The organism is Variovorax sp. F042 (assembly GCF_057814215.1).
The window spans coordinates 243,177-267,478 of the sequence record NZ_JBVASX010000007.1 but is presented as its reverse complement, the minus strand read 5'-3'; the positions used below and the strand labels follow the sequence as shown (position 1 = coordinate 267,478).

At 65.4% G+C, this 24,302-nt stretch carries 24 protein-coding genes; 11 read left to right on the top strand and 13 right to left on the bottom strand.

Annotated features, from left to right (window positions below; translation table 11 throughout):
- Nucleotides 1–221: 221 nt before the first annotated feature.
- From ACZYSP_RS22635 to ACZYSP_RS22605, 7 genes are all read left to right on the top strand, one after another.
- A complete protein-coding gene (locus ACZYSP_RS22635; RefSeq protein WP_489016664.1) occupies nt 222–617 on the top strand; it encodes an acetyl-CoA carboxylase biotin carboxyl carrier protein in 396 nt (131 codons plus the stop codon).
- A 21-nt stretch (nt 618–638) separates the two neighbouring features.
- Nucleotides 639–1,403 carry a LamB/YcsF family protein gene (locus tag ACZYSP_RS22630; protein WP_093077571.1) on the top strand — a complete coding sequence of 255 codons (765 nt, stop codon included), beginning with the start codon at nt 639–641 and terminating at the stop codon, nt 1,401–1,403.
- A 165-nt stretch (nt 1,404–1,568) separates the two neighbouring features.
- A complete protein-coding gene (locus ACZYSP_RS22625; RefSeq protein ID WP_093057360.1) occupies nt 1,569–2,321 on the top strand; it encodes an SDR family oxidoreductase in 753 nt (250 codons plus the stop codon).
- A gap of 37 nt (nt 2,322–2,358) precedes the next feature.
- A complete protein-coding gene (locus tag ACZYSP_RS22620; protein WP_093057361.1) occupies nt 2,359–3,060 on the top strand; it encodes an amino acid ABC transporter permease in 702 nt (233 codons plus the stop codon).
- A 12-nt stretch (nt 3,061–3,072) separates the two neighbouring features.
- Complete coding sequence (locus ACZYSP_RS22615) at nt 3,073–3,831, top strand: amino acid ABC transporter permease (protein WP_489016660.1); 759 nt, start codon at nt 3,073–3,075, stop codon at nt 3,829–3,831.
- Nucleotides 3,832–3,884: 53 nt separating this feature from the next.
- Entirely contained in the window at nt 3,885–4,619 is a 735-nt protein-coding gene (locus ACZYSP_RS22610) for an amino acid ABC transporter ATP-binding protein (protein WP_093057491.1), read from the top strand.
- Nucleotides 4,620–4,666: 47 nt separating this feature from the next.
- Complete coding sequence (locus tag ACZYSP_RS22605; RefSeq protein ID WP_093057363.1) at nt 4,667–5,509, top strand: ABC transporter substrate-binding protein; 843 nt, start codon at nt 4,667–4,669, stop codon at nt 5,507–5,509.
- 11 nt (nt 5,510–5,520) lie between these two features.
- On the opposite strand, the gene ACZYSP_RS22600 is transcribed toward ACZYSP_RS22605, so the two are convergent.
- Genes ACZYSP_RS22600 through ACZYSP_RS22585 form a run of 4 tightly spaced genes read right to left on the bottom strand, consistent with a single transcriptional unit; the run spans nt 5,521 to nt 10,425 of the window.
- Complete coding sequence (locus ACZYSP_RS22600; RefSeq protein ID WP_489016658.1) at nt 5,521–7,905, bottom strand: LPS-assembly protein LptD; 2,385 nt, start codon at nt 7,903–7,905, stop codon at nt 5,521–5,523.
- Between the two features lie 35 nt (nt 7,906–7,940).
- A complete protein-coding gene (locus ACZYSP_RS22595; protein ID WP_489016656.1) occupies nt 7,941–8,630 on the bottom strand; it encodes a response regulator in 690 nt (229 codons plus the stop codon).
- Nucleotides 8,631–8,634: 4 nt separating this feature from the next.
- Nucleotides 8,635–9,396: a nuclease-related domain-containing protein gene (locus tag ACZYSP_RS22590; protein ID WP_093077565.1), complete on the bottom strand. Its 762-nt coding sequence runs from the start codon at nt 9,394–9,396 to the stop codon at nt 8,635–8,637.
- Between the two features lie 18 nt (nt 9,397–9,414).
- Nucleotides 9,415–10,425, bottom strand: a complete 1,011-nt coding sequence (locus tag ACZYSP_RS22585; RefSeq protein WP_489016654.1) for a hypothetical protein — start codon at nt 10,423–10,425, stop codon at nt 9,415–9,417.
- Between the two features lie 306 nt (nt 10,426–10,731).
- Here ACZYSP_RS22585 and ACZYSP_RS22580 point away from each other — a divergent pair, with 306 nt between their 5' ends.
- Together ACZYSP_RS22580 and ACZYSP_RS22575 are read left to right on the top strand one after the other, a co-directional pair.
- Nucleotides 10,732–11,892 (top strand): porin, encoded by a 1,161-nt coding sequence (locus tag ACZYSP_RS22580; RefSeq protein WP_093057368.1) that lies wholly within the window; start codon nt 10,732–10,734, stop codon nt 11,890–11,892.
- Nucleotides 11,893–12,048: 156 nt separating this feature from the next.
- Entirely contained in the window at nt 12,049–14,175 is a 2,127-nt protein-coding gene (locus tag ACZYSP_RS22575; RefSeq protein WP_093057369.1) for a type IV pilus secretin PilQ, read from the top strand.
- A gap of 21 nt (nt 14,176–14,196) precedes the next feature.
- Here ACZYSP_RS22575 and ACZYSP_RS22570 read toward each other — a convergent pair whose 3' ends face one another.
- The 9 genes from ACZYSP_RS22570 to ACZYSP_RS22530 all read right to left on the bottom strand — a co-directional run bounded on the left by ACZYSP_RS22570 (nt 14,197) and on the right by ACZYSP_RS22530 (nt 23,258).
- Nucleotides 14,197–14,745 (bottom strand): hypothetical protein, encoded by a 549-nt coding sequence (locus ACZYSP_RS22570; protein ID WP_489016651.1) that lies wholly within the window; start codon nt 14,743–14,745, stop codon nt 14,197–14,199.
- 307 nt (nt 14,746–15,052) lie between these two features.
- Nucleotides 15,053–15,316, bottom strand: coding sequence for a hypothetical protein (locus ACZYSP_RS22565; RefSeq protein WP_143042626.1), 264 nt, complete (start codon nt 15,314–15,316; stop codon nt 15,053–15,055).
- A 112-nt stretch (nt 15,317–15,428) separates the two neighbouring features.
- On the bottom strand, nt 15,429–19,487 hold the full coding sequence (locus tag ACZYSP_RS22560) for a pilus assembly protein (protein WP_489016649.1): 4,059 nt from the start codon (nt 19,485–19,487) through the stop codon (nt 15,429–15,431).
- Nucleotides 19,484–20,062, bottom strand: a complete 579-nt coding sequence (locus tag ACZYSP_RS22555) for a pilus assembly PilX family protein (protein ID WP_177142463.1) — start codon at nt 20,060–20,062, stop codon at nt 19,484–19,486. The genes ACZYSP_RS22560 and ACZYSP_RS22555 overlap by 4 nt, the downstream gene beginning before the upstream one ends.
- 38 nt (nt 20,063–20,100) lie before the next feature.
- Nucleotides 20,101–21,285, bottom strand: coding sequence for a PilW family protein (locus ACZYSP_RS22550; protein WP_489016646.1), 1,185 nt, complete (start codon nt 21,283–21,285; stop codon nt 20,101–20,103).
- 8 nt (nt 21,286–21,293) lie between these two features.
- Complete coding sequence (gene pilV / locus ACZYSP_RS22545) at nt 21,294–21,752, bottom strand: type IV pilus modification protein PilV (RefSeq protein ID WP_489016644.1); 459 nt, start codon at nt 21,750–21,752, stop codon at nt 21,294–21,296.
- 2 nt (nt 21,753–21,754) lie between these two features.
- A complete protein-coding gene (locus tag ACZYSP_RS22540; RefSeq protein WP_489016643.1) occupies nt 21,755–22,429 on the bottom strand; it encodes a GspH/FimT family pseudopilin in 675 nt (224 codons plus the stop codon).
- The gene (locus ACZYSP_RS22535; RefSeq protein WP_093057377.1) at nt 22,375–22,845 is read right to left on the bottom strand and encodes a type IV pilin protein; all 471 of its coding nucleotides are present in this window, start codon (nt 22,843–22,845) and stop codon (nt 22,375–22,377) included. Before ACZYSP_RS22535 ends, ACZYSP_RS22540 begins: the two co-directional genes overlap by 55 nt.
- Before the next feature lie 179 nt (nt 22,846–23,024).
- A complete protein-coding gene (locus tag ACZYSP_RS22530) occupies nt 23,025–23,258 on the bottom strand; it encodes a hypothetical protein (RefSeq protein WP_489016640.1) in 234 nt (77 codons plus the stop codon).
- Nucleotides 23,259–23,402: 144 nt separating this feature from the next.
- Here ACZYSP_RS22530 and ACZYSP_RS22525 point away from each other — a divergent pair, with 144 nt between their 5' ends.
- A complete protein-coding gene (locus ACZYSP_RS22525) occupies nt 23,403–23,912 on the top strand; it encodes a hypothetical protein (protein ID WP_489016704.1) in 510 nt (169 codons plus the stop codon).
- A gap of 38 nt (nt 23,913–23,950) precedes the next feature.
- A complete protein-coding gene (locus ACZYSP_RS22520) occupies nt 23,951–24,298 on the top strand; it encodes a hypothetical protein (protein ID WP_143047822.1) in 348 nt (115 codons plus the stop codon).
- Nucleotides 24,299–24,302 lie beyond the last annotated feature (4 nt).

The window sequence follows — 24,302 nt, the reverse complement described above, 5'->3', positions numbered from 1 at the left end:
CCTTTATTTCGCTGCGCAAGGCACCCCATCGACGTGATCGTTGGACTGAGCGCAGGTTGATCCGCCGAACGCCAGCAGCGTGCCTCGTGCACAGGGCGTCGGGTGCTCCCCGCAGCGAAATAAAGGAGGAGGGCGAAGCCCGGGGGACATTCGCGGAGGGGAGTACCCGGCGGCCTGTGCACCACCCCGAACAAGAGCACCAAAAAGCGAAGGCCTGAAAAATGCAGGACACAGCACTGCGCGCCCCCCAACTAGCCGCCTGGCTGGCCAACACAGACATCGGCCTGCTCGAACTGCGCACGCCAAACGGAACCCTGCGCCTGGGCAGACAGGGCGACAACATCATCGAACTGCCGGATGAAGAAGCCGAGCTCGAACTCCTGGCAATCCGCGCCCCCTCGCTCGGCGTATTCCTGCAAAGCCATCCACTGGCCACCACACCACTGGTGCGCACCGGCCAGCGCGTTGAAGCCGGCCAGGCCATCGGCCTGCTGAAGATCGGCCCGCTGCTGCTCCCCGTGACAACACCGCAAGCCGGCATCGTCGACAGCATCCACGCAGCCGACGGCCTCGCAGTCGGCTACGGCGCCCAACTGTTCGACCTGCAACCCCTCTGACGAACGAGACAAGGATTCACGATGGACATCGATCTGAATGCAGACCTCGGCGAAGGCTTCGGCCCCTGGCGCATGGGCGAGGATGAAGCCCTGCTCGACATCGTCTCCTCCGCCAACGTGGCCTGCGGTTTCCACGCGGGCGACCCGGTCATCATGGACCGCACCGTGCGCATGGCGCGCCAGCGCGGCGTCGACGTCGGCGCGCACGTGGGCTTTCCCGACCTCATGGGGTTCGGGCGCCGGCCGATGCAGATAGAGACGAAGGAACTGGTGGCATACGTGCTCTACCAGCTGAGCGCGCTGGAGGGCATGGCCCGCACCGCCGGCCACCGCATGACGCACATGAGCTTCCACGGAGCGCTCGGCAACATGGCCGCGGCCGACGCCGCGCTGGCCGAGCCGCTGGTGCGCGCCGTGGCCGATTTCGATCCCTCGCTCACCGTCAGCACCTCCGCCAGCCGCGCCATCGAGGGCGCGGCCGAGCGCTGCGGCCTGCGCGTGCGCACCACCTTCCTGGCCGATCGCGCCTGTGGCGACGACGGCCTGCTCGTGCCGCGCAAGCTGCCCGGCGCGGTAATCCACGAGCGCGACGCGGTGCTGGCGCGCGTGCGCCAGCTTCTCGAAGAAGGCACCGTCACCAGCAGCACCGGCAAGAAGATCCCGATGCGCGTGCATTCGATCCTGCTGCACGGCGACACGCCCGGCGCCGTCGACCTGGCTCGCGCCGTGCGTGGCGTGGTCGAGCAGGCGGGGCGCGTGGTGCCCATCTCAAAACAATCGACCTGATGCATCGGGGCACGAACATGGTGCTTACCCTTACTCATATGCACAGATGCCGGGCGACATAAGGGGGGCTTATCGCTCCACAGTCAATCCGTCTTGGCGCCGCCCGCAGGCGCTGGCTACAGTGAAATCCAGGCAGTCATCTGCCCCTTAACGAAAGAACCCGATATGCCGTTTTCCGACTACAAGACCGCGCTGGTGACCGGAGCCTCTTCAGGCATCGGCGCCGCCGTCGTCGAACGCCTGAGCAAGGAAGGCCTCAAGGTCCACGCGCTTGCGCGCAGCGCCGACAAGCTGGCCGACCTGGCCGCGCGCACCGGCTGCATTCCGCACGCCATCGACGTGAGCGACCTCGCCGCAGTCACGCGCCTCGCGAAGGAAGTCGAGTTCGACGTGCTGGTCAACAACGCCGGCGTGGACCGCCCCGGCTCCATCCTCAAGGCCGACGCCGAAGGCATCGACCTGCTGGTGGACGTCAACCTGCGCGCCGTGCTGCACCTGTGCCGGCTCGTGGTGCCCGGCATGGCGGCGCGCGACCGCGGTCATGTGGTCAACATCAGCTCCATTGCCGCGGCCTACAACTTCGGCGGCAACAGCACCTACCACGCGACCAAGGCGGCCGTGAGCATGCTGTCGCGCCAGCTGCGCATCGACTGCTTCGGCAAGCGCGTGCGCGTCACCGAAATCTGCCCGGGCCGCGTGGCCACCGACATCTTCGCGCACGTGCACGGCGACTCCGAAGACACCTACAAGCGCTTCGTCGAAGGCTATGAACTGCCGCAGGCCGAAGACATTGCCAACGCCATCGCCTTCGCCATTGCCGCGCCCATCGCGGTGAACGTGGGCCACATGGAAATCACGCCCACGCTGCAGGTGCCCGGCGGCCTTTCGACCACGCGGCCGGAAACGCCGCGCGACTGAGCCCCAGCTCCATGCACGCCACGCAAAGGAACAGCGCATGAAGGACTTCGACCTGCTGGCGATCCTGCTGAAGCCGGAGTTCGGCGACATGCTGCTGCATGGCCTGCTGGAGACGCTGAAGATCGCGGCCGGCTCCTGGCTGCTGGCGATGACCATGGCCGTCGTGCTGCTGGTGGTGCGGCTCACGCCGAACCGCATTGCCGAGCGCATCGTGGCCGGCTATGTCTCCTACCACCGCAACGTGCCCACGCTGGTGCAGCTCATGTTCTGGTACTTCGGCATCTTCAGCCTGCTGCCCGATGCGCTGCAGGGCTGGCTGTCGGTGCACAACGCCGAGAGGCTGCTGTCGATCGTCGCGCTCGGCCTGTGCCAGGCCGCCTACTTCAGCGAAGACATGCGTTCGGGCCTGCGCGCCATTCCGTCGGGGCAGGCCGAGGCCGCGCGCGCGCTCGGCCACGGCTACATCGGCTCGATGCGCCACGTGATGCTGCCGCAGGCCATCCGAAACGCGGTGCCGGCGCTGGTGAACCACAGCGTTTCGCTCTTCAAGAACAGCAGCCTGGCCATGGCCATCGGCGTGGCCGAGCTGACGCACGCGGTGAAGGAAATCGAGAGCCAGAGCTTTCGCACCTTCGAGGCCTACAGCGTGGCCACCGTGCTATACCTGGTGTGCTCGCTGCTCATCATGGCGGTGGGCGGCTGGCTGTCGCGGCGCTATCGCATCGTCGGTGCACGTTAAGCCGGAGCCACGATGTTCAGCGTCTACGAAATTCTTCGCGACAACTGGCTGCTGCTGCTGGTCGGCCAGTACCCCACCGGACCGCTCGGCGGCATCGTCGCCACCCTGATCCTGTCGGTGCTCGGCATCGTGCTGGCCTTTCCGCTGTCGGTGCTGCTTGCGCTGGCACGGCTCTCGCCATGGCGCCTGCTGCGCTGGCCCGCCACCGTGCTGGTGTACGTGGTGCGCGGCGTGCCGCTGCTCATGGTGATTTTGTGGGTCTACTTTCTGGTGCCCATCCTCATCGGGCGCGAGGTGTCGGGCTTCACCACCATGCTGTGCACGCTGGTGATCTACGAAGGAGCCTACCTCTCGGAGGTGGTGCGCGCCGGCATCCAGTCGCTGCCCAAGGGCCAGAGCGAGGCGGCGCGCGCGCTCGGCCACAGCCACCTGGGCACCATGTGGTCCGTGATCCTGCCGCAGGCGCTCTACAACATGCTGCCGAGCATGCTGAGCCAGTTCATCTCCACCATCAAGGAGACCACGCTGGGCTACGTGATCAATGTGCAGGAACTCACCTTCGCGGCCAACCAGATCAACAACCAGCTGCTGACCAAGCCGTTCCAGGTGTTCTTCATCCTCGCGATGACCTACTACGTGGTCTGCTTCAGCCTGACCCAACTGGCGCAGTGGCTGGAGCGGCGCATCGCGCACAAGCGGCTCGGCGCCGCGCCGGTGAAGGCCGCCGAAGACGGCGTGCCGCTTCCAACCCCTGTGGTGACCCAGCCATGACAACGCCCGCTCCACACCCCGCAGGGCGGCCCGCTGCCGCCAAGGACGACACCATGATCCTGTTCTCGAACATCAACAAGTGGTACGGCGACTACCAGGCGCTGGCCGACATCAATGCCGAGGTGAAGAAGGGCGAGGTCGTCGTGGTCTGCGGGCCTTCGGGCTCCGGCAAGTCCACGCTGATCCGCACCGTGAACCGGCTGGAAGAAGTGAAGTCGGGGCAGCTGCTGTTCGACGGCCACGACATCCATGCGCCCATGGGCAGCGCGGCGCTGAACAAGCTGCGCAGCCGCATCGGCTTCGTGTTCCAGAGCTTCAACCTGTTTCCGCACCTGTCGGTGCTGGAGAACATCATGCTGTCGCCGATGCGCGTGCTCGGCGTGAAGCGCGGCGACGCGAAGGCCAAGGCCGGGCAGCTGCTCGAACGCGTCGGGCTGTCGAACAAGGCGGGTGCGTACCCGGCGCAGCTCTCGGGCGGCCAGCAGCAGCGCGTGGCGATTGCCCGCGCGCTGGCGATGGAGCCGCCGGCCATGCTGTTCGACGAACCCACCAGCGCGCTCGACCCCGAGATGGTGGGCGAGGTGCTGTCGGTGATGCGCGGGCTTGCCAACGACGGCATGACCATGATGTGCGTCACCCACGAAATGAACTTCGCCCGCGAGGTGGCCGACCGCGTCTGGTTCATGGACGCGGGCCGCATCCTGGAGAAGGCCGACCCCGAGACCTTCTTCGGCAGTCCGCAGCATCCGCGCGCGCAGCGCTTCCTGTCGGACCTGCGCGCGCATTGAGTCCAGTCCCCGTCGTTCACTTTTTCGCAATCTCCCAGGAGCTCACCATGTCGAACAAGACCGTCTTCCGCCTCGCCATTCTTGGCACCTGTCTCAGCGCGGCCTCGCTGCTCGCGCACGCCGACCAGTGGAGCGACATCAGCCAGCGCAAGGAGCTCAAGTGCGGCACCTTCGCCGACGTGCCCCCCTTTGCGGCACCCGACCCGAAGACGCGCGAGATGGTGGGCCACGACGTCGACCTGTGCAATGCGCTCGCCAAGGAGCTCGGCCTCACCGCCAAGGTCACGCCGCTGTCGGTGGAGGCGCGCGTGCCCGAAGTGAAGCTCGGCCGCGTCGACGTGACCATCGCCAACCTGGCCTACACCAAGAGCCGCGGCGAGCAGATCCAGTTCAGCGACCCGTACTACGTGGCCAAGGAAATGCTGGCCGTCAAAGCCTCCGACCCCGGCACGGCCAAGGCCGACTTCAAGGGCAAGCGCCTGAGCTCGACCAAGGGCTCCACCTCCGAGATGTCGATCAAGATGAACGGCTCGGAACCGGTCACGTTCCAGGACACGGGCTCGGCCTTCATGGCGGTGCAGCAGAACAAGTCGGTCGGCATGGTCGCCAACACCATGACCATCACCAAGCTGGTCAACCAGTCGAAGACCGAAGGCGTCGCGCTGAAGATGATCAAGGACCCGATGGTGCTCCAGCCCATCGGCATCGGCATGAAGAAGGACGAGCCCGTGCTGCTGTCCAAGGTGAACGCTGCCCTCTACGCGCTGGAGAAGTCGGGCGAGCTCGACCGCCTCTGGGCCAAGTGGCTGGGCCCGAACACCGAATACAAGATGGTGCGCGAAGAGAAGGTCACGCCGCTGGCTGACCTGAAGTTCGAACTGCTGCCCTGATCTGAAGAGCATCAGTCGTAGTTGGTGAACCGGCTCGGCTCCTGTGTCGACTGGTTCAGCGGCTGATAGCCCTGGATGTTCTGCAGCAGCGTGCTCGTCGGGTTCGAGCCGATATTGCCAAAGCCGTTGAACTGGATCTGGAACATCAGCCGCGTGTCGGGCGTGGTCCGGCCCGACACGAGGCGCTCGAGCACGACGCGGCCCACCCAGCAGCAGGCGTTGTATTCCGCGCCGATCAGGCTGTCGGACATCGCGTGGTCGTGCAGGCTGTAGCTCAGCCGCCCCACCGCATACCAGCGCCCCGGGTCCGTGGGCGACTTGTTGCCGAAGAGGCCTCTCGTCAGCTCGCTCAGCGGCCACTGCCAGTTGAAGTCCACCGTCTTCGTGCCGTCGTCCGCGGTCGAGCTGCTGTCCGCCTGGTAGCGGAAGGCCGCGGTGAGCGTGTGGTACGGCGCGGGCGTGTAGCGCAGGGTGAGCGCGTCGCGCGAGCTCTTGCCGGTATCCATGTTGTATTGCGCGATGCCGTCCACGCTCCACTTAGGATTCCAGTGCACCAGCCCGCCGACGATGAAGTCGCCCGTGCGGTCGGTCACGGCGGTGCCGCTGGGCAGCGTGACGTTCTGGTCGCTGAAGCGAAAGCGCTGCGCGATGCCGAAGCGCGCCGACTCGGCGCCGGTGGTCGGGTCGATCAGGCGCGTGCTCACGCCCGTGGTCAGCGTGTTGGTGTCCGAGACGCGGTCGTTGCCCGAGAACGCGTTCTCGGTGTAGAGCGTGGCAAAGCTGATGTCATTGGCGGCCGTGTCGTACACGGGCAGCTGGCTCTGGTCGCGGTAGGGCGTGTGCACGTAGAAGGCGCGCGGCTCCAGCGTCTGACGCCATGCGCGCCCGAAGAGGTTGGTGTCGCGCTCGAACACCAGACCGCTGTCGAGGCTCACGGTCGGCACCACGCTGGTGATGGAGGTCGCGCCGCTGGCCAGCGACGAATCGAGCTGGTAGGCGGCGGTGTGCAGCAGCAGCTTCGGAATCACGTAGCCGCCTGGTGTGACCCACGGCCGGCTGATCTGCAGGTTGCCGACCATTCGCTCGCCGTTGGGCTGCTTGATGCCGTTGAGCGTGGGCGAGTAGGCCGAATCGATCTCGAAGCGTGTGTAGTCCAGCGTGCCCGACACGTCGAAGCCGTGCCAGTCGTACTTGTTGTAGTTGGCCGTGATCTGCGGCACACGGTTGTACGAAGGTGTGATGGGCGAGGCCGCGTACTGCAGCGTCTGGTAGGCGAGGGTGCGCGCCTGGCCGCTCCAGTCGCCCTTGGTCCAGTTGAGGTCGAACTCGTTGGTGAGCGTGCGCGAGGTCAGCGTGGGCGTGTGCGAGAAGTCGCGCCAGTAGTCGTCGTCGCTCACGCGGTTGATGTTGAACGAGGTGCTTAGCGAATCGAGCCCGAAGGGCTTGGGATCCAACTGCTGGTTGTGCTGAGCCCACAGGCCCCAGCGGTTGATGCCGCGCAGGCTGTCGCTGGGCATCTCGTCCACGCGGATCTGGCCGCTGTAGGTTTTCTCGAGGTAGCGGAACTCGGTGCCCAGGTTCACGCCGCGGCTGGTCATGATCTCGGGGTACAGCGTGAGGTCGCGGTTGGGAGCAATGTTCCAGTAGTAGGGCTGCAGGTACTCGAAGCCGTTGGTGGTGTCGTAGCCGATCACCGGCGGCAGCAGGCCGCTCTGGCGCGCGTTGCTGAGCGGAAAGCTCACCGACGGTATCGAGGGCGTGGTCACGCCGAGGAAGCTGATCTGCGCGTCGGTGGCGGTTGCGAGGTTGGTGTCGGTGTCGGTGGTCATCGTGACCGCCGTGAGCATCCACGCAGGCACCCAGCTCGAATAGTTCTCGCGCAGGCAGGTGGTGTAGGTGGCGTGCCGCGCGATCGACACCTTCGGGTCGACGAAGTCGATGCGGTCGGCCTCGCCATGCCCGCCGTTGGCCAGCAGCGTGTAGCGCACGTGGTTGAAGAAGCCCTCGAAGCTCTCGACCTTCAGGTGCAGCTCGGGGCCTTCGTACACGTTGCCGGCCTGGTTCAGGTGCACGTTGCCTGTGGCCGTGGCCAGGTCGCCCGGCGGCTGGTATTCGAGCCGGTCAGCCGTGATGCGCGTGTCGCCGCGCCGCAGCGAAGCATTGCCTTCGACCACCACTTCGAGGTCGGGCCGACCGCTGAGCTTGTCGCCGTCGACCAGGCTCGGGCGCGTGCTGCGTTCGGTCGGCGCGATGGTCTCCGCGAGCTCCGGCGTGCGGCGCAGCGTCATCGGCGCCTCGGTCCATGTTTCCTGTGCCGGGGCCGTCTGTGCACGCAGCAGGAGCAGCGACAGCAACACCATCGGCGGCCGCGGAAAACCGCGCCAGCGTAATTTCATGTGAGAGGATTTCCAGGAAGCAAGCCGGCGTCGGGTCAGGCGTCTTGCCTGGCGTGCGATTCCCATGCAAAGCCGACGCCATAGACCGAGCGGATCCAGTCGTGCTCGGTCGAGACGGTGGCGAGCTTCTTTCTGAGGTTCTTGATGTGGGTGTCGACCACGCGTTCGTTGACGTCGAGCGCCTCCGGGAACGCGGCTTCGAGCAGCTTCGAGCGCGTCAGCACCCGTCCGGGCTCCTGCGAAAGCGCGCGCAGCAGCAGCGACTCGCGGCGCGTCAGGGGCAGGTAGTGCCCGTCGAGAATCGCGCAGCCGCGCACGGCTCCGAAGGTGATCGGCACCGAAGGGCGCGCGACGATGCGGCGCTGCGCATAGCGCCGCAGCACCGTGTGGATGCGCACCACGACTTCCCTCGGAGAAAAGGGCTTGCACACGTAGTCGTCCGCGCCGAGCTCGAAGCCGCGCAGCCGGTCGGCTTCGTGCGCAAGCGCCGTCAGCATGATGATCGGGTGGTCGCTGCGCGCGCGGATCTTCTCCAGGATCTGCAGGCCGTTGACGTGCGGCAGCTGAACGTCGAGCAGCGTGAGCGCGGGCGGCGAGGTCAGGATGCGATGCAGCGCGACCGCGCCGTCGTCGATGTGGTCGACTTCGTGCCCGGCGCGGTGCAATTCGTCCAGCAGCACCGACGCGGCGTCGCGCCCTTCCTCCACCAGCAGGATCCGGCTCATCGCGTCATTGCAGCTTCAGGACGCCCGGATGCGCCGGCCTGACCGGGGCCTGCGCGCTCTTTTCGCGACTGTTCCTCATGTGGTCGTCGACCGTCAGGTTGCCCTGCAGGCCGGTCAGCAGCCGCAGCGTGCGGTCGATGGCGTTGTCGTCGAGCATCGGATAGCCCTGCTCGGTGCGCCCGTTGTTGCGCGCCACGCGCGCGATGTAGGGCAGGTCCTGCGGCGTGATGACGACGGACGGCATCACGCCCTGAAGTTCCACGCCCTCGAACGGCAGCAGCACGAAGTACTGCACCCGCAGGTCGGGCGGCAGCAGGCTGCGCAGGTGCGTGGTCTTGCGACCGCACTGCCAGGCCGGGTCTTTCACCTCGCGCGCCAGCGAATGCCCGTTCTGGCGCAGGAACCAGCGCGGCAGCGCCTGGGCGGCGGTCTTGCGATACACCACCGCGTTGCGCCAGCCCTTCACCTCGAACAGGTACACGCCGGCCTCGCACACCAGTGCCACGTCGAAGCGGGCCGTAGGCACGGCGCTGCCTTCGTACATGGGGATGACGAGATCCCGAAGCACATGCATCCGATCGAATGCGGGCTGGAACGCACTGACGAGTTGCTGGATGGCCAGCGTGGTCGCCGTGGTGTTGTTCGCTTGCTCGCCCTCCGCCGGGCACGCGCGGCGCACGGGTGCGGCAGTGTCGGGCTTCGGGTGTCCGTGGCCGGCCAGCTTCAGCACGGGGCGGGTGGGAACTTTATGCAAGGCAGTGGTCATGTAAGGCTCCTTCGAACTTCAAGGATTGCGCAACTTTCGGGAGACTTTGTGCAGAAACGGCAATTGATCCGTTTGTTCGGCCTGCGCGGATTGCGGGCCCGCGATCGAGTCGATCGACGGGCTGTTTCCGATGCTTCCCATGAAGACGACCCACGCAAGAGCCAGCTCGCCGTTGGCTGCGGCCAGCACGTGCAGGTCGAGCAGCAGGCCCTGGAAGTCCTCCATCAGCTGCACTTCGGAGATTTCACCGCGGTCGCGGCGCTGCTTCGACGATTCGAATTCGGCCCTTGCATTCGCGACGCGCGCGTACGCGGTGTTCGCGATGTCGCTCTGCGCCTGCAGGCGGCGCAGTGCCTCTGAAACCTGCTCTCGTGCTTGCGCAACCGCGTGCACGTAGAAGGGATTGCCGGGCACGTCGATGTCCTGTTGTGCTTCGTTCGTCGCTTCGTTCGTCGCTTCGATCACGCCGTCGGGCATCGCGCTCGCGTCGGCGCCGTAGAGTGCGGCGGCCAGGTTGACGTCGTTCCTGTTTGAAAGCACCGCCATCGGGAGCTCGCGCGGCACCTCGGCTGCGAAGCGGGGCAGCGACTTGTCCTGCAATGCGTCGGCGAGCATTTCGTTCAATGCGGCTTCCGACATGTGGCACTGCTTCGCCAGATAGGCGATGTAGCTCGCGCGTTGCGCCTGCAGCTTGCCGATGGTCGTTTCCGCGCTGGCGTGCCGCGCCGCGAGCTGCTTCGCAAAGTCGTCGTATGGCTGCGCGGTGCCCTGGATGAGCATGGTTTGCCGCACGACGGCAGAACGCGTGTTCTCCAGATAGATCAGCTCGAGCGTCTTTACCTTGAGCGCGATGTAGGTCGCGGCCACGCCCGATTCGTTGGCGCCGCCCGATGCGGCCATCAGCCGGTTCATCGCCGTGTCCTCGAAGCTGGCCCACCAGTGTTGCTGCTGCGTGTTTGCCGGCGCCTGCGTGCGCACCTTGTGGTCGACGAACATGCTCGCCGCAAGCACGGAGGTGGAGTGAACCATTGCGATGCTCGTGCTGGCGCATGCGATGGCCAAGGCGCCGCAAATCGCCGCTATCAGGATTCGTGAGCGCTTCACCTGTGAGTCTCCAGCTTCGTCATGCGTGGATCTTTTCAGGCGATCTGGGAGAAATTTGAAGGACGCTGCAATGGCCCTGCCGCATGAGGCCTGCGCGTGTGTGATGTACGCGCACAACACTCGAAGCCGCAGAAAACGGAACCACCAAATTCCTCCTGATTTGGGCGAAACCATGCGTACAGCCGGTCGATACCGAACGGCCGCATCAGACCTGAAACTGGAGAACCCTGAATGAAGAAAACCCTCACGGCATTCGCTGCCCTGGCCGTCTGCGGCCTGGCTTCTGCCCAATCGTCCGTCACGTTGTTCGGCGTCGTGGACGCTGGCCTGACCTACCAGTCGAGCACCTCGCGCGACACGACCACCGGCGCGTCGGTCAAGCAAAGCAAGACGAGCCTGGGCAACTCGGCCTACAACTCCAGCCGCATCGGCTTCCGCGGCACCGAAGACCTCGGCGGCGGGCTGGCAGCGAGCTTCTGGCTCGAAGCGCCCATCACCAACGACGACGGCGCCACCGGCATCTCCACCTTCGCGCGCCGCTCCACCGTGAGCCTGTCGGGTGGCTTCGGCGAGCTGCGCCTGGGCCGCGACTACACCGCCACCTTCTGGAACGACACCGTGTTCGACCCGTTCGGCACCAACGGCTCGGGCACCAACGTCATCAGCACCGTCAGCGGCAACACCACCATCAACAATGCCAACTACGTGCGTGCCAGCAACTCGATCGGCTACTTCCTGCCGCCGAACCTGGGCGGCTTCTACGGCCAGGTGCAGTACAGCCTGCACGAGAACGCCAGCACCGACGCCACCAGCACCACGGCAGCTTCCAGCAGCACGGCTGGGCGCTACGTCGGTGGCCGCTTCGGCTATGCCAACGGTCCCCTGGACGTGGCACTGGCCGTGGGCCAGAGCACCGTCGTGGACACCACCGCGCTGGAGCGCAGGGTGCAGACCATCAACCTGGGCGCTTCGTACGACTTCGGTCCTGTGAAGCTGTTCGGCGAGCTGTCGAACGTGAAGAACAAGTTCGACTACGCGGCAGCGGCTGACACGCACGACACCTACAACGGCTACCTGATCGGCGCGACCGTGCCGGTGGGCGCAGGCCTGATCCGCGTGGCGTACTCGCAAGTGCGCTACAACGAAGGCACGGCCGGCATCACGGGCGAAGACCCGATGGCACGCAAGTTCGCAGTTGGCTACGTGCACAACCTGTCCAAGCGCACGGCGCTGTATGCGACGGTGGCGCGCGTGAACAACCGCAACGACGTGAACTACACGGGCAGCCTGGTGTCGGCCAGCACCACGGGCTACGGCAGCACGGGCACCAGCTACACGGGCCTGCCGCGCTCTTCCACCGGCTACGACTTCGGTATCCGCCACGCGTTCTGATGACGTGAGGACGTGAAGGGAGCAGCGCGGCCAGCAAGCGGCCGCGCTGCTCGCCCCCGCTGCGCAGCATGGACTGCGCGGCGCCGGGGCATCGCTGCGCTCGGGAGGGACCTCAGGGCAGCGAGGAGATGGAGCCGCAGTTTCAAGGCAGGTGAAATGAAAAAACAGTCATTCGTGCTCGCGCGCTGGTTGCGCGCGTCCGTCTTCTTGCTCGTTGCCTTCGGGTCGCTCGCAGCGGCGCAGGCACAGGCACAGAACAGAATCGAATCAGTCACGGGCTCCGTGCAGGCAGGCAGCGAAGTGCTGCGTGTCGATTTTTCCGAACCGTTGGCCGCAGCGCCCAACGGCTTCGCCATCCAGTCGCCGGCGCGCATCGCGCTCGACTTTCCTGGCATGACCAGCCGCCTGGGCCGGGAAGCCATCGATATCAGCCAGGGCAACCTGCGCTCCGTCAACGTGGTGCAGGCGGGCGAGCGCTCGCGCCTCGTGCTCAACCTGAAGCAGGCGACCGCCTATACGACCGAGCTGCGCGGCAAGTCGCTGCTGGTGGTGCTGCAACCCGCGGCGGGCCCCGCGCTGGTGGCTTCCACACCCTTCGAGTTTGCCGAGAACCGCAACCGCGACGTGCTGCCATTGCGCGACGTCGATTTCCGCCTGGGCACCGAGGGTGCCGGCCGCGTGATCGTGTCGCTGCCCAACGACCAGGTGGGCGTGGACATCCGCCAGCAGGGCAAGGGCCTCGTGGTCGAGTTCACCAAGTCGTCGCTGCCCGAGGGGCTGAACCGCCGGCTCGACGTGTCCGACTTCGGCACGCCGGTTCAGTCGGTGAGCATGCAGCAGTCCGGCGACCGCGTGCGCATGGTGATCGACCCGCGCGGCGAATGGGAGCACAGCGCCTACCAGAGCAACAGCCAGTTCGTGGTGGAAGTGCGTCCGCGCAAGGAAAACCCCAACAAGCTCGCGCAAGGCACGGGCTACAGCGGCGAGAAGCTGTCGCTGAATTTCCAGAACATCGAGATCCGCTCGCTGCTGCAGGTGATTGCGGACTTCACCAACTTCAACATCGTCACTTCGGACTCCGTCAGCGGCACGCTCACGCTGCGCCTCAAGGACGTTCCGTGGGACCAGGCGCTCGAGATCATCCTGGAGGCGAAGAACCTCGGCATGCGCAAGAGCGGCAGCGTGCTGCGCATCGCGCCGGAAGACGAGCTCAATGCCAAGGAAAAGATCAAGTACGAGGCGCAGGCCACGCTGCAGGGACTGGAGCAGCTGCGCACGCAGTCCTTCCAGCTCAACTATGCGAAGGCCGCTACCGTGGCGCAGGGCCTTACCGGCACCGGAAGCAGTGGAGGCGGCGGTGGCAGCTCGGGCTCGACCACCCGCATCCTGAGTTCGCGCGGCAGCGTGCTGGCCGAGGTGCGCACCAACCAGCTCTTCGTGACCGACATTCCCTCGCGGCTGTCGCAGGTGGCTGACCTCCTGCAGAAGCTCGACGTGCCGGTGCGTCAGGTTCTGATCGAGGCGCGCTTCGTCGAGGCGACCGACACCTTCAGCAAGTCGCTGGGTGTCAAGCTCGGCGGCGGCTCCGTCAATTCGAACTCGTCGGTAGGCGTGACGCCTTCCGTCAGCTCGACCACGACCGGCGGCGTGACCACCACCACCAGCACCAACACTTACTCGAGCACCAGCTTCGTCAACCTGCCGGCTACCAGCACGACCGGCGATGCGGTCGGCACCTTCGCGCTGTCGCTGTTCAATTCGAGCCTGACGAAGATGCTCAACCTCGAAATCTCCGCGCTGGAGGCGGACGGCAAAGGCAAGGTGGTTTCGAGCCCGCGCGTGGTGACGGCCGACCAGACCAAGGCGCTGATCGAGCAGGGCACCGAGCTGCCCTACCAGGTAGCGACATCGAGCGGCGCCACGTCCATCGCGTTCCGCAAGGCCAACCTCAAGCTCGAGGTAACGCCGCAGATCACGCCCGAGGGCAACATCATCCTGGCGCTCGACGTCAACAAGGACACCGTGGGCCAATCGACCACCGCGGGCTACGCCATCAACACCAAGCACATCCAGACCGAAGTGCTGGTGGAGAACGGCGGCACCGTCGTCATCGGCGGGGTCTTCGAGCTGACGGACACCAACTCGGAGTCCCGCGTGCCGGTGCTGGGCGAACTGCCGATGGTCGGCGCGCTGTTCCGCACCCGCAGCCGGGTCAACAACAAGACCGAGATGCTGATCTTCATCAGCCCGAAGATGATTTCGGATCGGAACGCGGCGCGTTGAGCCTGATCGCTACAGGCGCATCTACAGGCGCATCAGGGATCGCTTCTGGCTCTCGGCCTTCTTCGCGGCCTGCAGTCTCAGTCCCAACGCTGTCGCCTGTGCTGCAATCTGGTCTCTCAGGGCCCTCACCCGGTCCCTGAGCGCGACGAGATTCGCCGTGATGGTGGCTCGGCGCACGGTGTCGGCTCCATCGATCAGGCGGCACACGTTTTCTATGCCCGACAAGAGGCCTTCCAGCTGGGTGATGAGGAACAGGCATTCCTTGCGCAGCAAAGTGAGCTTCTTCACCAGCGCCTTGAGGGCCTCCAGGTTCCCTGTCAACCCGACCGCGAGCTGTTGTGTGATCTCTGCCGCATGTGGCTGCCACTGCGTCTGGAATCTGAAGAGCATGTTGGTGAAGATCGGTACGGTCGCCAGATGCATGTCGGACCCCAGGGCCAGCTGGGTCAGGTGGTGCGTCCGATTGCTCGTTCGGTGCAGCGCACCCACTACCGGCACCAGCCCGGGCCCGATGTTGGTCAGGATCAGGTGGAGTATTTCCACGGGCATCGACAGCAGGCCGACCGGCATGGGCTGGTGTGCGATGGGAACTATCGTGATGGTGTTGGAGGCAGACTGAACGGCCACCGAGCCGCCTGGGGGCGGTGGCAGATCGGGAGGCGGGTGAGGAGAGTCAGGCGCCAAGTCCTCCGGCAGAGTGCCTTCGTCAACAAAGGGGCCGCACCTTGGGCGCTGGGTGCAATAGACCGGGGGAGTGTGCGGGTCCCAGCATTTCAGACCGCAGCTGCAAACATAGGGTGGCATCGCTGTTCTCCTCGAAGTGCGATGGAGGCCGTCGTCCCGCTCGCGATTCTCGAAGAGTGCCGTCCGGCTGCAATCACCCGATCATGTGATCCGCCCCTGGCGCCTGCCGGATGGCCGTCCTGTCCGGCGCCGCCTCGGCTTCTTCCTGCTCCATCCAGTGCGTCCCGGCGCCATGTGCCTTGTTGCCGGCCTCCACGGCCGCCTGGAATGCGGCGCGCACCGACGGCGTGTCAGGCTCCCACAGCCAGTGGCCCTCGACGGGGTGCCCGAACAGGCCCACGCACGGCAATCGCCAGCGCAGGCGGATCCATGGGCGCGAAGCTGCGGGAGTGCACATGCCGGCGAGTCTGCGCGGCGATGTGGGAGACATCTTGAGGGGAGCGCCTTGTGTGCAGCGGCGTTGTTTTCCAACGCCGACTGTCAGGTAGGCAATGCCCTTGTGCCCTTCCTCACTGCCCATCGGTCAGCCGCCGCCACGAGATGCGGCGTGTGCTGCTTGAAGAGGAAACCGGAATGGTGGTCGTCGTCACGGTACCGGTGGAGTCCTTGGTGGTGGCGACGGTCTTGCCGCTGCTGGTCACCGCGAGCGCAGCCGAACTCGACAAGCCCGAGCTCGACAGCAGAACGCCCGTATTGCTGGCGCCCGACACCGCCAGGCCGGTGGCGTAGTTGACGTAGTTGATGTAGCTGGAGCCGCCGGTGCTGCAGGCGCCCGAGGTGCTGGGCGTGTTGGAGACGTAGACCAGCGTGCCGGAAGAAAGCACCGGGTCCTCGTCGACGCGTTCGCCCGACTCGGGCATGTCCACGAACCAGCCGTACATGGTGCTGAAATTGGTGGTGTAGCTCACTGAACTGGCAGCCGTGCGCACCCCGGAGGTGTCGGTGAGCGTCAGCTTGACGAAGCAGTTGGTCACCGTTCCCGTGCTGCACGCATTGCTGCGCGGGTTGCTGTAGATGGCGCTGGTGGTGGAGCTGCCGCTCAGCGAATCCTTGATGGCGTACATGGACTGCACCTGTGTCGTCGTGATGTCGGTCACGCCCAGGTATGAGCCGGTGCCGACGAAGACCACGTGCTGGCTGCTCACCAGCCCCAGTTCCGGCGCGGTGGTGATGGGCTGGCGGTTGCCCGAGCTGTCCGACAGCGTGGCCAGAAGCTGCACCGTGGCGCTGCCGCTGCTGGAGGCCAGGGCGCTGATGTCGAAGCGCCAGAGATTGCCGAACAGGTCGCCGCCGTAAAGCTGTGTGGTCGTGTTGTCTGTGGAGCTGTTGGTCCAGCCGCTGATCTTCGCCAGGCCGCTGGGGCAAGGCGCGACGGAACAGCCGGTCACCGTGCCACCGCTGGAGGTGGTGCCCATGCCGTTGTCTACCTTCTTGATCAGCGCGCCGGTCATGGCGTTTCTCACCCACAGATGGCCTTCGCCGTCGCCGTCGGAGACGTTGTTGTAGCCGGAGCTGAGGATGACCGCCCAGGTCCCGTCCGACAGCTTGGTGATCACCGGGGCGCCATAGGTGTAGCCCAGGTCCACGTCGTATAGATTGGGCGTGAGCGTGCTGCTCGAACTGAACTCCCACAGCACCGTCGGGGAGGCCGGGTCTGTCACGTCCAGTGCGAAGTACGCGCGGCCGCCATCGCCCAGGCCGCCCACGATGATGGTGTGCCAGGCACTGTTGTAGTAGACGTCGGCCTGCGTGATCTGGCCGTCCACGAAGTAGACGTGGTTGGACGCATAGTTCTTGTCCGCCAGCTTGTACAGATTGGGCAGCAGAACCGAAGGGATGTACGCCCAGGTCTCGGCGCCCGTGTCGGCATTGAAGGCATGCAGCATGCCGTCGTTGGAACCCACATAGACCATGCCCTGTCGCGAGGCGTAGGTGGACTTGAAGGTGGCATAACCCGAGTCGCTGTAGCTGCGCGAAGGGGCCTTGATGTACACCGGCGTGGAGTTGACGACGTCGCCCAGGACGTGGGTGCGCGAACGGTAGTACTTGGTGTTGGTGGAGCCTTCGTTGCTGCGGTCGCCACGCAGGTAGTTCACCAGGTTCACCGCGCCCGCGCCGGTGGTGGTGCCAGCGGTGGAACTGTTCACCTGGGATGCCGTCGCCAGACAGGCGCTGCCCGAACTGCACAGCTGGGACAGCGAGCTGATCGACGCGATCTTGAAGTAGCCCTGCATCGTCGTCGTGAGCGCATCCCAGGAAAAACTGAGCTTCGTCGCGGTGCTGGGGTCGTAGGTGAAGATGGTGCGCGAGGCATAGCCGACGTTGTCCAGCAGTGCCGTGGTGGTGAGGCTGCCCGAAGTGCTCGAGCAGTCGGAGCCCGCGCCCGACTCGGCCCAATCGGCGGTGGTGGAGGTGACCCCGGTGCTGGAATCGACCGCGTAGCGCGCCAATTCACCAAACCACTTGCCGGAACAATAGGTGGTCGAGAAGGTGTAGCCGGCCGTGGTGGAGGTCAGCACGGGCGCGCTTTGCGCAACGGCTGCGGAGCTGCTGGTCGTGGCGTCCACGGTATTGAGGAAGTTGGTCAGGCCGGTCTTGATATCGGCCGCGTTGGACGCGCTGTAGTAGCTGCCCCGGCCGTTGACGGCGGCATGCCACAGGTCGTCGATGGCGGTTTGCGTGTCGCTGACCGGCGTGGGCCAGTTGCAACTGCCGGAGCTCTGCCAGCCGCACACTCCGGAAGTCTGCGTCGTGCTGCTGGTGGTGGTTCCGTTGGCGACGTCGTAGTAGTCGCCGCTCGTGGCATTTGCATAGTCCGCATCGAACAGCATGTAGCCCGAGGCACCCAGGCCGATGGTGGATGTCACCATGTTCTGGCGCTTGTTGGAATAGCTGTTGCTGGAGACATCCGTGCCGCTCGAATTCGTCGTGTTGCTCAGGGAGGATGAGCGCAGGTCGGTGACGTAGTAGTACTCCGCCACGTCGGCCAGCGTGTTGGACACCTTGTTGCCATCGAGATAGGGGCGGGACTCGCTGCTGTCCTGGTCGCCGATTGCGGTGGAGCCGTCGGCCTTGTAGGGCGTCGCGGTCTCGTTCCAGTAACCGTCGGTCGACAGCAGTGTGTAGTTGCGCTGGCAGGCGTACTGCATCGGATCGGTGGTTGCGACTCCATTGATGGAGGAAACCTTGGCGGCGAAGTAGCGCCCGGCATTCGACAGTGCAGTGCGAAGCGGCGTGGTGCTGCTGGCCTGGGCGGCCACGAGCTTGCCGTACCACAGCGACTTCTGCCCGCCGCTGGTGGTGGTGTTGTCGGCGATGTTCAGGAAATCCGTCGAACTGCTGACTTTGTTGATGGTCATGTAGCCCAGCCGGTAGCTGGAGGTCAGCCCGCTGAAGGCGAGCGTCGTGGCGCTCTTCATCGTTTGCATGCGGGTGTGGTAGTAAGCCCACCAGTTGGCGAAGTTGGTCATCTCCTCCGCATAGGTGCAGGTGGTGCTGTTGGTGGTGCAGTCGGTGCGCGTCGTGGAGCGGGCGCTTGTGCCGGGGTAGGCATAGGTCGACGTGCTGCTGCTGATGGTGGTCTGCACCCAACTGCCCGGCGTGCCGCCGCTGAAGGCGGTGACGGTGGCCGTCATGCTGCCGGATTGCGTGACCAAGGGCGAATAGCCATAGGCATCGGTGCCCTTGGGCGAGGTGATGGTCACGGTGCTGCCGCTGCGGCTGGCGCTGTAGCCGGCAATGCCGCAGTTGCCGGTCTTGCTGCTGGTGCAGTTGTTGATGGCCGTGACGATGTTGGTGGCCACCGTGGTGGACGACGTGCTGGCCGTGGTCGTGGCCGAGAGAATCTGCACGCCGTTGACAGTGATGCCGCTGATGCTCGTGCTGCTCGATCCGCTGATGACGATAGTTGCGGTGGAGCTTATGCCCGGATACCGCGGGTACTTGTAGGTGGCCGGCGCGGAGGTGCTGTCGATGTATGCGGCCTGGCAGGTGCTCAATGCGGACGTGGTGCACCAGCGCAGGTAGGCCGGGTAGGCATAGGCAGTGGTGGCCGCACTCTGCTTGTTGCAAGTGCGCAGGTTGGCCGAGGAGCAGTACTCGCCCGGAATGAAGGTGTAGTACGTGGCGGGGGTGGTTGTTCCCGTGAGGTCGGTCGTGCCCGTGGAGATGATGCCGAAGCCGTCGGTCGGCACCTTGGCCCATGCCGACGTGTTGGCCGAAGTCATGCTGGTGTAGCTGGTGCCGGCGTAGTTGACAGGCGGCGAATAGGTGACCGACGGGTCGTAGTAGATGCCGTTGAAGCGGCTGTTGCGGTAGAGGTACGGATAGCTGCTGGCGCTGTAGTCGTCTGCCCAGTCCGGCAGGTAGGCAGACGCCATGCTGCCGGAGTTGTCCAGAATGAACATGATGTTGGGCTTGACCAGCGTGGCCGAGGATGTTTCCAGCGGGGCCGTGGCCAGGTCGGTGAGAGCACCGAAGGCGGGTGCTCCGAGGATCAGCGCCAGGGCGCCCATGCAGGCACGCCAGCGGCCGGCGATCGACCTGCGGCCGGGAAGGAACATATTCATAGGGCGACCATGGCTTGCGTGAAGGAGACGGTGTTGCGCGGCCCGCTCACCTTGACGGTGATGCGGTAATAGACCTGGGTACTGGACGTTTGGGTGCTGCCGGACTTCTTGCTTCCACCGGTGTTCACGGTCAGGGGTGAACTGCCACAACCGTTGGTGGATGACGCATCGCCTGTGCTGGCGCACATGCGCTGGATCAGATAGGCAGCGGTATTGCCCGAGCTGTCCTGGCTCAGCTGGATGGCGGTGTAACCCGCACTGGCCAATTGGGTCCACAGCTGCGACCAGGACTGCGTGCTGCCGGGATCGGTGCGCGTGGCGGCGTAGCCATGGCTCGCCTGGTCGCAGGCCAGCACGGAGGTTCCTGTCGAACAGGTGCTGGCGGTGCTGGAGCTGGTCTGTCCGCTGTTGTTCTCCAGCCAGGTCACCGCCGTCTCCACCGCCTGGTCGGCAGAGGTGGCAGCCGCCTGTTCGAAGGCCAGGTTGCCGGCGATGCTCGCCGAGCTGGAGACGGTGCGCATGAGGCCGATAGCGGCCATGCTCATGATCGCCAGCGCAATCAGGACGATGATCATGACGAAGCCACTCTGCCTGCGTTGCCTGCGCTGCGGGCTCAGCATGCGACGTCTCCGCTCTGGTAGGTGACCTGGTTGCCGTTCCAGATGATGTCGCGCAGCGGCACCGTGGTCTCGATGGTTTTGTAGCGGTAGTGCTTCCAGTCCGAGTTGGTGCTGAGGTCGATCGCCAGAGCGGTGGGCGTCACGGTGGTCAGCGTGCTGGTGGTGCTGGTGTTGGCGCTGCTGCCGGACCAGGTGGGTGCGGTGGTGGTGACCGAGTCCTTGTCGTATTGCTGGCTGCGCGCGACCACCGCGAGCCGCAGGCCAACCACCCGCAGCCAGCCACAGTAGCTGGACAGGCCCGAGGTATCGCTCGTGCTGCCGGGGGTGGTCTGGTCGTAGCTGTCGACCACGCCGTCCATCTTCGGCGTGCTCAGGTCGCTGGTGTCGCGGCCGTACTGGGCCCGCAGGCTGGCGACGTGGCTGGCCACCGGGACCCAGACGCTGCTGTTGAGCGTGGTGGTGTAGCTGGTGTTGCCGCAGTTGTAGGCCGCGTAGTCGCACACGGTGAGGTTGCCGTTGCGGATCGCATAGGCATGGATGACAGGGGCAGCCCCCAGGTTGTAGACGGCGGCCTCCGCTGACGCCAGGCCTGCGGTGCCGCTGGACACAGTCAGCACATAGCTCGCAATGGCAGTCACCTTGCCCAGAGTCATGGCGCATGAAGAGGTGCTGTCGCGCGTGGTCGAGGCGGCCATCACCCAGTCACCCGTGGCGAAGGACGACGGGGTGGTCACGGTGTAGCTGGTGGCGGTGCTGGTGCCCGCGAGAGCATCCCCCTCGGTGGGGCTGGCTGAACTGCCGCTGACGACCAGCAGCGTGTCGGTGCCGGTGTCGCCCGCGGGCACGAGCGAAGTGCCGGGATTGACCGTGACCGGGGCCAGCGACGACAGCGTGACGCTCTTGCTGTCGGAGGTCGTGGTGTACGTGAGACTGCAGCCCAGCAGCGTGTAGGCACTGATGCCCAGGCCGGCCTGGCTCAGTTCACGCGTCAGGATGTGGGTGGCCGTGGCGCCGTTGATTTCAGCGTCGCCGCTGGTGCTGGTCAGTCGCTGCTGTGTGCTTGTGGAGTACAGCAACTGCACAACGATCAGCACCGCCAGCATGCCGACCAGCAGGCCGACCATGAGTTCGATGATGCTGAAGCCGTGCTGGCTGCGAATGGGGCGTGGGACGGGCATGAAGGTTCTCACGGCTTCATCTGCGCCATGGCCACGTACTGGTGGGCGCTGCTGTCGCCTGGGCCCTTCCAGTAGATGGTGATGGTGGCCAGACTGCTGCTGACGGCCGAGCTGCCGCCGCCGGCTACCGTGCTGAAAGTGACGGTCGGCGGCAGGCTGCTGATGCCCGGCAGGTTCGATTTGTCGACGGTGGCCTTCCAGCTCGTGTAGCCCGTGCCGGCGGCCGTGCTCCCGTAGTTGGCCTGGAGGGTGGCCGCTGTGCGGTCGCTCATCCACATGCGGCTGATCAGGTCGCTGGCGAGCATGGCGGCGGTTGTACGGAATTCGGCACCGGTAGCGGTGCGCGCTGCGCTGGCATAGAGGCCGGTGATGCCCAGCAGGCCGATCGCGAAAATGAGCAGCGCGGCCATCACCTCGATGAGGGTGAAGCCGTCCGTGGCGGATGAAGGTGTTTGGCGGCGCGGCATGGTCAGCAGGTCATGGGGTCGGTGCTCCCGCTGCGCGCGGGGTCGCAGATGCGGGCATCACCGCCCGGCGAGACGATCACGTTCAGGCAGCGCACCGAGCCGCCGGAGGCGACGCAGGTGCTGCTGGCGCTGGTCAGCTGCACCGTCAGCGTGGCGACCGACGTGGTCGGGTTGCTCGTGGCCGACTGGCGGCCCAATGCATCGAAGCCTACGGTGCTGCGCGTTGCGGTAAGCACCAGATCCGAGCTCTTGCTGGATTCGATCGGGCTCTTGCTGATCAGGTAGGGCGTGCTGGTGGCGCTCGGGGCATTGCCGCAGGCGCCGGCCGGTGTCTGGGAGATGCCGGCGTTCACCACCCAGATCGCCACGCTGGTACTCAACGCGCAACTGGCGTCCAGTGAGCTGACGAACTGCAATCGCGTGCCGGTGTTGCGGCGGATGGCTTCCGCCCTGGCCGTCTGCAGATCGGAGCGCAGCGACTCGGCCGTGCTGCGCAGGCGGTTGTTGCGTGTCCAGTCACTGAACCCGGGTGTGGCCAGCAAAGTCAGGATCGCCAAGAGCGTGATAGCCACCATCAACTCGATCAAGCTGAACCCCGCCGACGAAGGCTGCCGCATGCGCATCAGCAACTCCCGCCCCTGGTTGTGATCCAGCAACTCGACGAGGTTGCGGTCCATCCGGACACGCCGGTGATGGTGGTAGTCCGCGTGCCGTCCTGGTCGATGGTGTAGACGAAGCCGGCCATGGTGGACGTGCCGGTGGCAGTGATGGTGTAGCTCGTGGACGAGCTGGGCGAGCAGGTGAGCGTGAAGTACTTCAGGTTGGTATTCGAGATGCTCACGCCGCATGCACTGGTGGACCCGGTGGCGTAGTAGCTCTTGGCATCCTGGAACCACTGCTCCATCTTTGCGTTGCTGGCAGAGAGATTGGAGGTCGCCTCCGGGATGCGGCCGCGCCGGACGTAGTCCGTGTAGGAGGGCAGGGCGAGGGACGCCAGGATCGCCACGATCGCCACGGTGACCATCACCTCGATCAAGGTGAAGCCGGGCGCTCGCGCACGGAGCTCTGGAGGCTTCTTCTGCAGCCGCGTCATGGTGGTTCTTCTCCTCGTGTACCGGAAGCAATCAGAAACTTCCTGGACGCCGAGTCGAACATGCAATTTGGGAGAAAGCTGGCTGATGCGTTGGGGTTTGTGTGCGCGTGGGTGCAGTGAATCCGACGTTTCTCCGACTTTGTTGCCCAGCATCACTGCTGTATCGGATCGACCGATGTTCAGGAGAAGTGATCGATGAAAAAGAAGATGTTGCTGCTGTCCCTTGGGATGGCGTGTCTGGTGGGATGTTCGGCCGCGGCTTGGGCTGCGTCGACGACCACGGAAAGCAGCAGTGCAAGCACCGGCAGCACTGGCGGCAACTCGGCTGTTGATGCTGCGTTGAAGACCTGCGCGGCCAGCGTGGCCAAGGATTCGAACGGCGGCCCCGACGAGACCGCGATGACCGCGTGCATGACCAAGGCAGGCTTCACCAAGCCCGCGCAGGACGGCGGCAGGCCACCACCCCCTGGCAGTGCATCCCGGAAATGACGGTACGGCAGCGGCTGCCTCGCAGCAGCCGACGCCGGAAGGCGACTGAGAGCGAGACGTTGCCGCATGTGCACGACGGCCTCGAGCCCGAGGGCGGCCCGGAGCTGAGGTCGGACGCCATCAGCCTCGAGGCCGCCATCGCGATGACCGGCATCAGCAAGCGCACGCTGTGGCGTCGCGTGTCCGACGGCACCATCGCCAAGCACAAGGAAGACGCACGGGGACGGGCGATGCTCGCCTTCGCGCAAATCGTTGGTCTGATCAAGCTTGAGCTGTCTGACGAAGACCTGCACATGATCGTGAAGGCCGACAGCGGTGATGCGAACTCGCAGGCCGATGTCGGCGGGATGTTCTTCGTCGCGGGCCACTTCGATGCGGCCGTCTACTGGTTCGACCTGGCGGCTGCGCAAGGCAATGCCGACGCAATGCAGTGGCTGGGCAACTGCCATGCATCGGGCCTGGGCGTACCGAAGGACGACAGCCTCGCCATCATGTGGATCGCCAAGGCGGCGTCGTTGGGGCATCCGGTGGCTTGCCAGCAGATTCAGGGCATGAGGGCGGGATGCGGCGAACCGTAGGCATGCGGTTGCCTGGTTTGATCGCATGTTCCGCTCTCATGCTTGTGGTGCTGGCAGGTTGTGGGGGCTCGCATGTGCCGGATGACGAGCAGGCCGACTTCGGCGCAAGCGTCGTGGCTCGCTACGTGATCGTCGCGCAGCAGAAATGCAATACAGCGGGAGTGCCTGATCTCTATGAATGCGCTGAAGCGCCATCATCGAAGACCGGCGAGCGAATGGCGGCGCGTGTGGCGCTCGATGTGTACCGGATTTTTCAGCGGAGCTGCTACGAGACGGCGGGCGCGGAAAAGTGCGAGGCGATGGTGGAGGCTGCGTACCTGAAGGCCAGTGCGCAAGAGACTCATCGTTCTGAAGCAAACGCAAAAAAGCCACCCGAGGGTGGCTGATGCA

What these genes read in the sequence shown, in the direction of transcription:
- ACZYSP_RS22605 (WP_093057363.1), top strand. Translation starts at nt 4,667, where the DNA reads ATGTCGAACAAGACCGTCTTCCGCCTCGCCATTCTTGGCACCTGTCTC.
- ACZYSP_RS22570 (WP_489016651.1), bottom strand. Translation starts at nt 14,745, where the DNA reads ATGCCGGTCGGCCTGCTGTCGATGCCCGTGGAAATACTCCACCTGATC.
- ACZYSP_RS22595 (WP_489016656.1), bottom strand. Translation starts at nt 8,630, where the DNA reads ATGAGCCGGATCCTGCTGGTGGAGGAAGGGCGCGACGCCGCGTCGGTG.
- ACZYSP_RS22520 (WP_143047822.1), top strand. Translation starts at nt 23,951, where the DNA reads ATGCTTGTGGTGCTGGCAGGTTGTGGGGGCTCGCATGTGCCGGATGAC.
- ACZYSP_RS22575 (WP_093057369.1), top strand. Translation starts at nt 12,049, where the DNA reads ATGAAAAAACAGTCATTCGTGCTCGCGCGCTGGTTGCGCGCGTCCGTC.
- ACZYSP_RS22615 (WP_489016660.1), top strand. Translation starts at nt 3,073, where the DNA reads ATGTTCAGCGTCTACGAAATTCTTCGCGACAACTGGCTGCTGCTGCTG.
- ACZYSP_RS22535 (WP_093057377.1), bottom strand. Translation starts at nt 22,845, where the DNA reads ATGACGCGGCTGCAGAAGAAGCCTCCAGAGCTCCGTGCGCGAGCGCCC.
- ACZYSP_RS22630 (WP_093077571.1), top strand. Translation starts at nt 639, where the DNA reads ATGGACATCGATCTGAATGCAGACCTCGGCGAAGGCTTCGGCCCCTGG.
- ACZYSP_RS22620 (WP_093057361.1), top strand. Translation starts at nt 2,359, where the DNA reads ATGAAGGACTTCGACCTGCTGGCGATCCTGCTGAAGCCGGAGTTCGGC.
- ACZYSP_RS22590 (WP_093077565.1), bottom strand. Translation starts at nt 9,396, where the DNA reads ATGACCACTGCCTTGCATAAAGTTCCCACCCGCCCCGTGCTGAAGCTG.
- pilV (WP_489016644.1), bottom strand. Translation starts at nt 21,752, where the DNA reads ATGCCGCGCCGCCAAACACCTTCATCCGCCACGGACGGCTTCACCCTC.
- ACZYSP_RS22550 (WP_489016646.1), bottom strand. Translation starts at nt 21,285, where the DNA reads ATGCCCGTCCCACGCCCCATTCGCAGCCAGCACGGCTTCAGCATCATC.
- ACZYSP_RS22585 (WP_489016654.1), bottom strand. Translation starts at nt 10,425, where the DNA reads ATGGTTCACTCCACCTCCGTGCTTGCGGCGAGCATGTTCGTCGACCAC.
- ACZYSP_RS22530 (WP_489016640.1), bottom strand. Translation starts at nt 23,258, where the DNA reads ATGCACGCGGTCATCGCGGTCTCGTCGGGGCCGCCGTTCGAATCCTTG.
- ACZYSP_RS22635 (WP_489016664.1), top strand. Translation starts at nt 222, where the DNA reads ATGCAGGACACAGCACTGCGCGCCCCCCAACTAGCCGCCTGGCTGGCC.
- ACZYSP_RS22610 (WP_093057491.1), top strand. Translation starts at nt 3,885, where the DNA reads ATGATCCTGTTCTCGAACATCAACAAGTGGTACGGCGACTACCAGGCG.
- ACZYSP_RS22540 (WP_489016643.1), bottom strand. Translation starts at nt 22,429, where the DNA reads ATGGACCGCAACCTCGTCGAGTTGCTGGATCACAACCAGGGGCGGGAG.
- ACZYSP_RS22625 (WP_093057360.1), top strand. Translation starts at nt 1,569, where the DNA reads ATGCCGTTTTCCGACTACAAGACCGCGCTGGTGACCGGAGCCTCTTCA.
- ACZYSP_RS22560 (WP_489016649.1), bottom strand. Translation starts at nt 19,487, where the DNA reads ATGAATATGTTCCTTCCCGGCCGCAGGTCGATCGCCGGCCGCTGGCGT.
- ACZYSP_RS22555 (WP_177142463.1), bottom strand. Translation starts at nt 20,062, where the DNA reads ATGATCATCGTCCTGATTGCGCTGGCGATCATGAGCATGGCCGCTATC.
- ACZYSP_RS22565 (WP_143042626.1), bottom strand. Translation starts at nt 15,316, where the DNA reads ATGTGCACTCCCGCAGCTTCGCGCCCATGGATCCGCCTGCGCTGGCGA.
- ACZYSP_RS22600 (WP_489016658.1), bottom strand. Translation starts at nt 7,905, where the DNA reads ATGAAATTACGCTGGCGCGGTTTTCCGCGGCCGCCGATGGTGTTGCTG.
- ACZYSP_RS22580 (WP_093057368.1), top strand. Translation starts at nt 10,732, where the DNA reads ATGAAGAAAACCCTCACGGCATTCGCTGCCCTGGCCGTCTGCGGCCTG.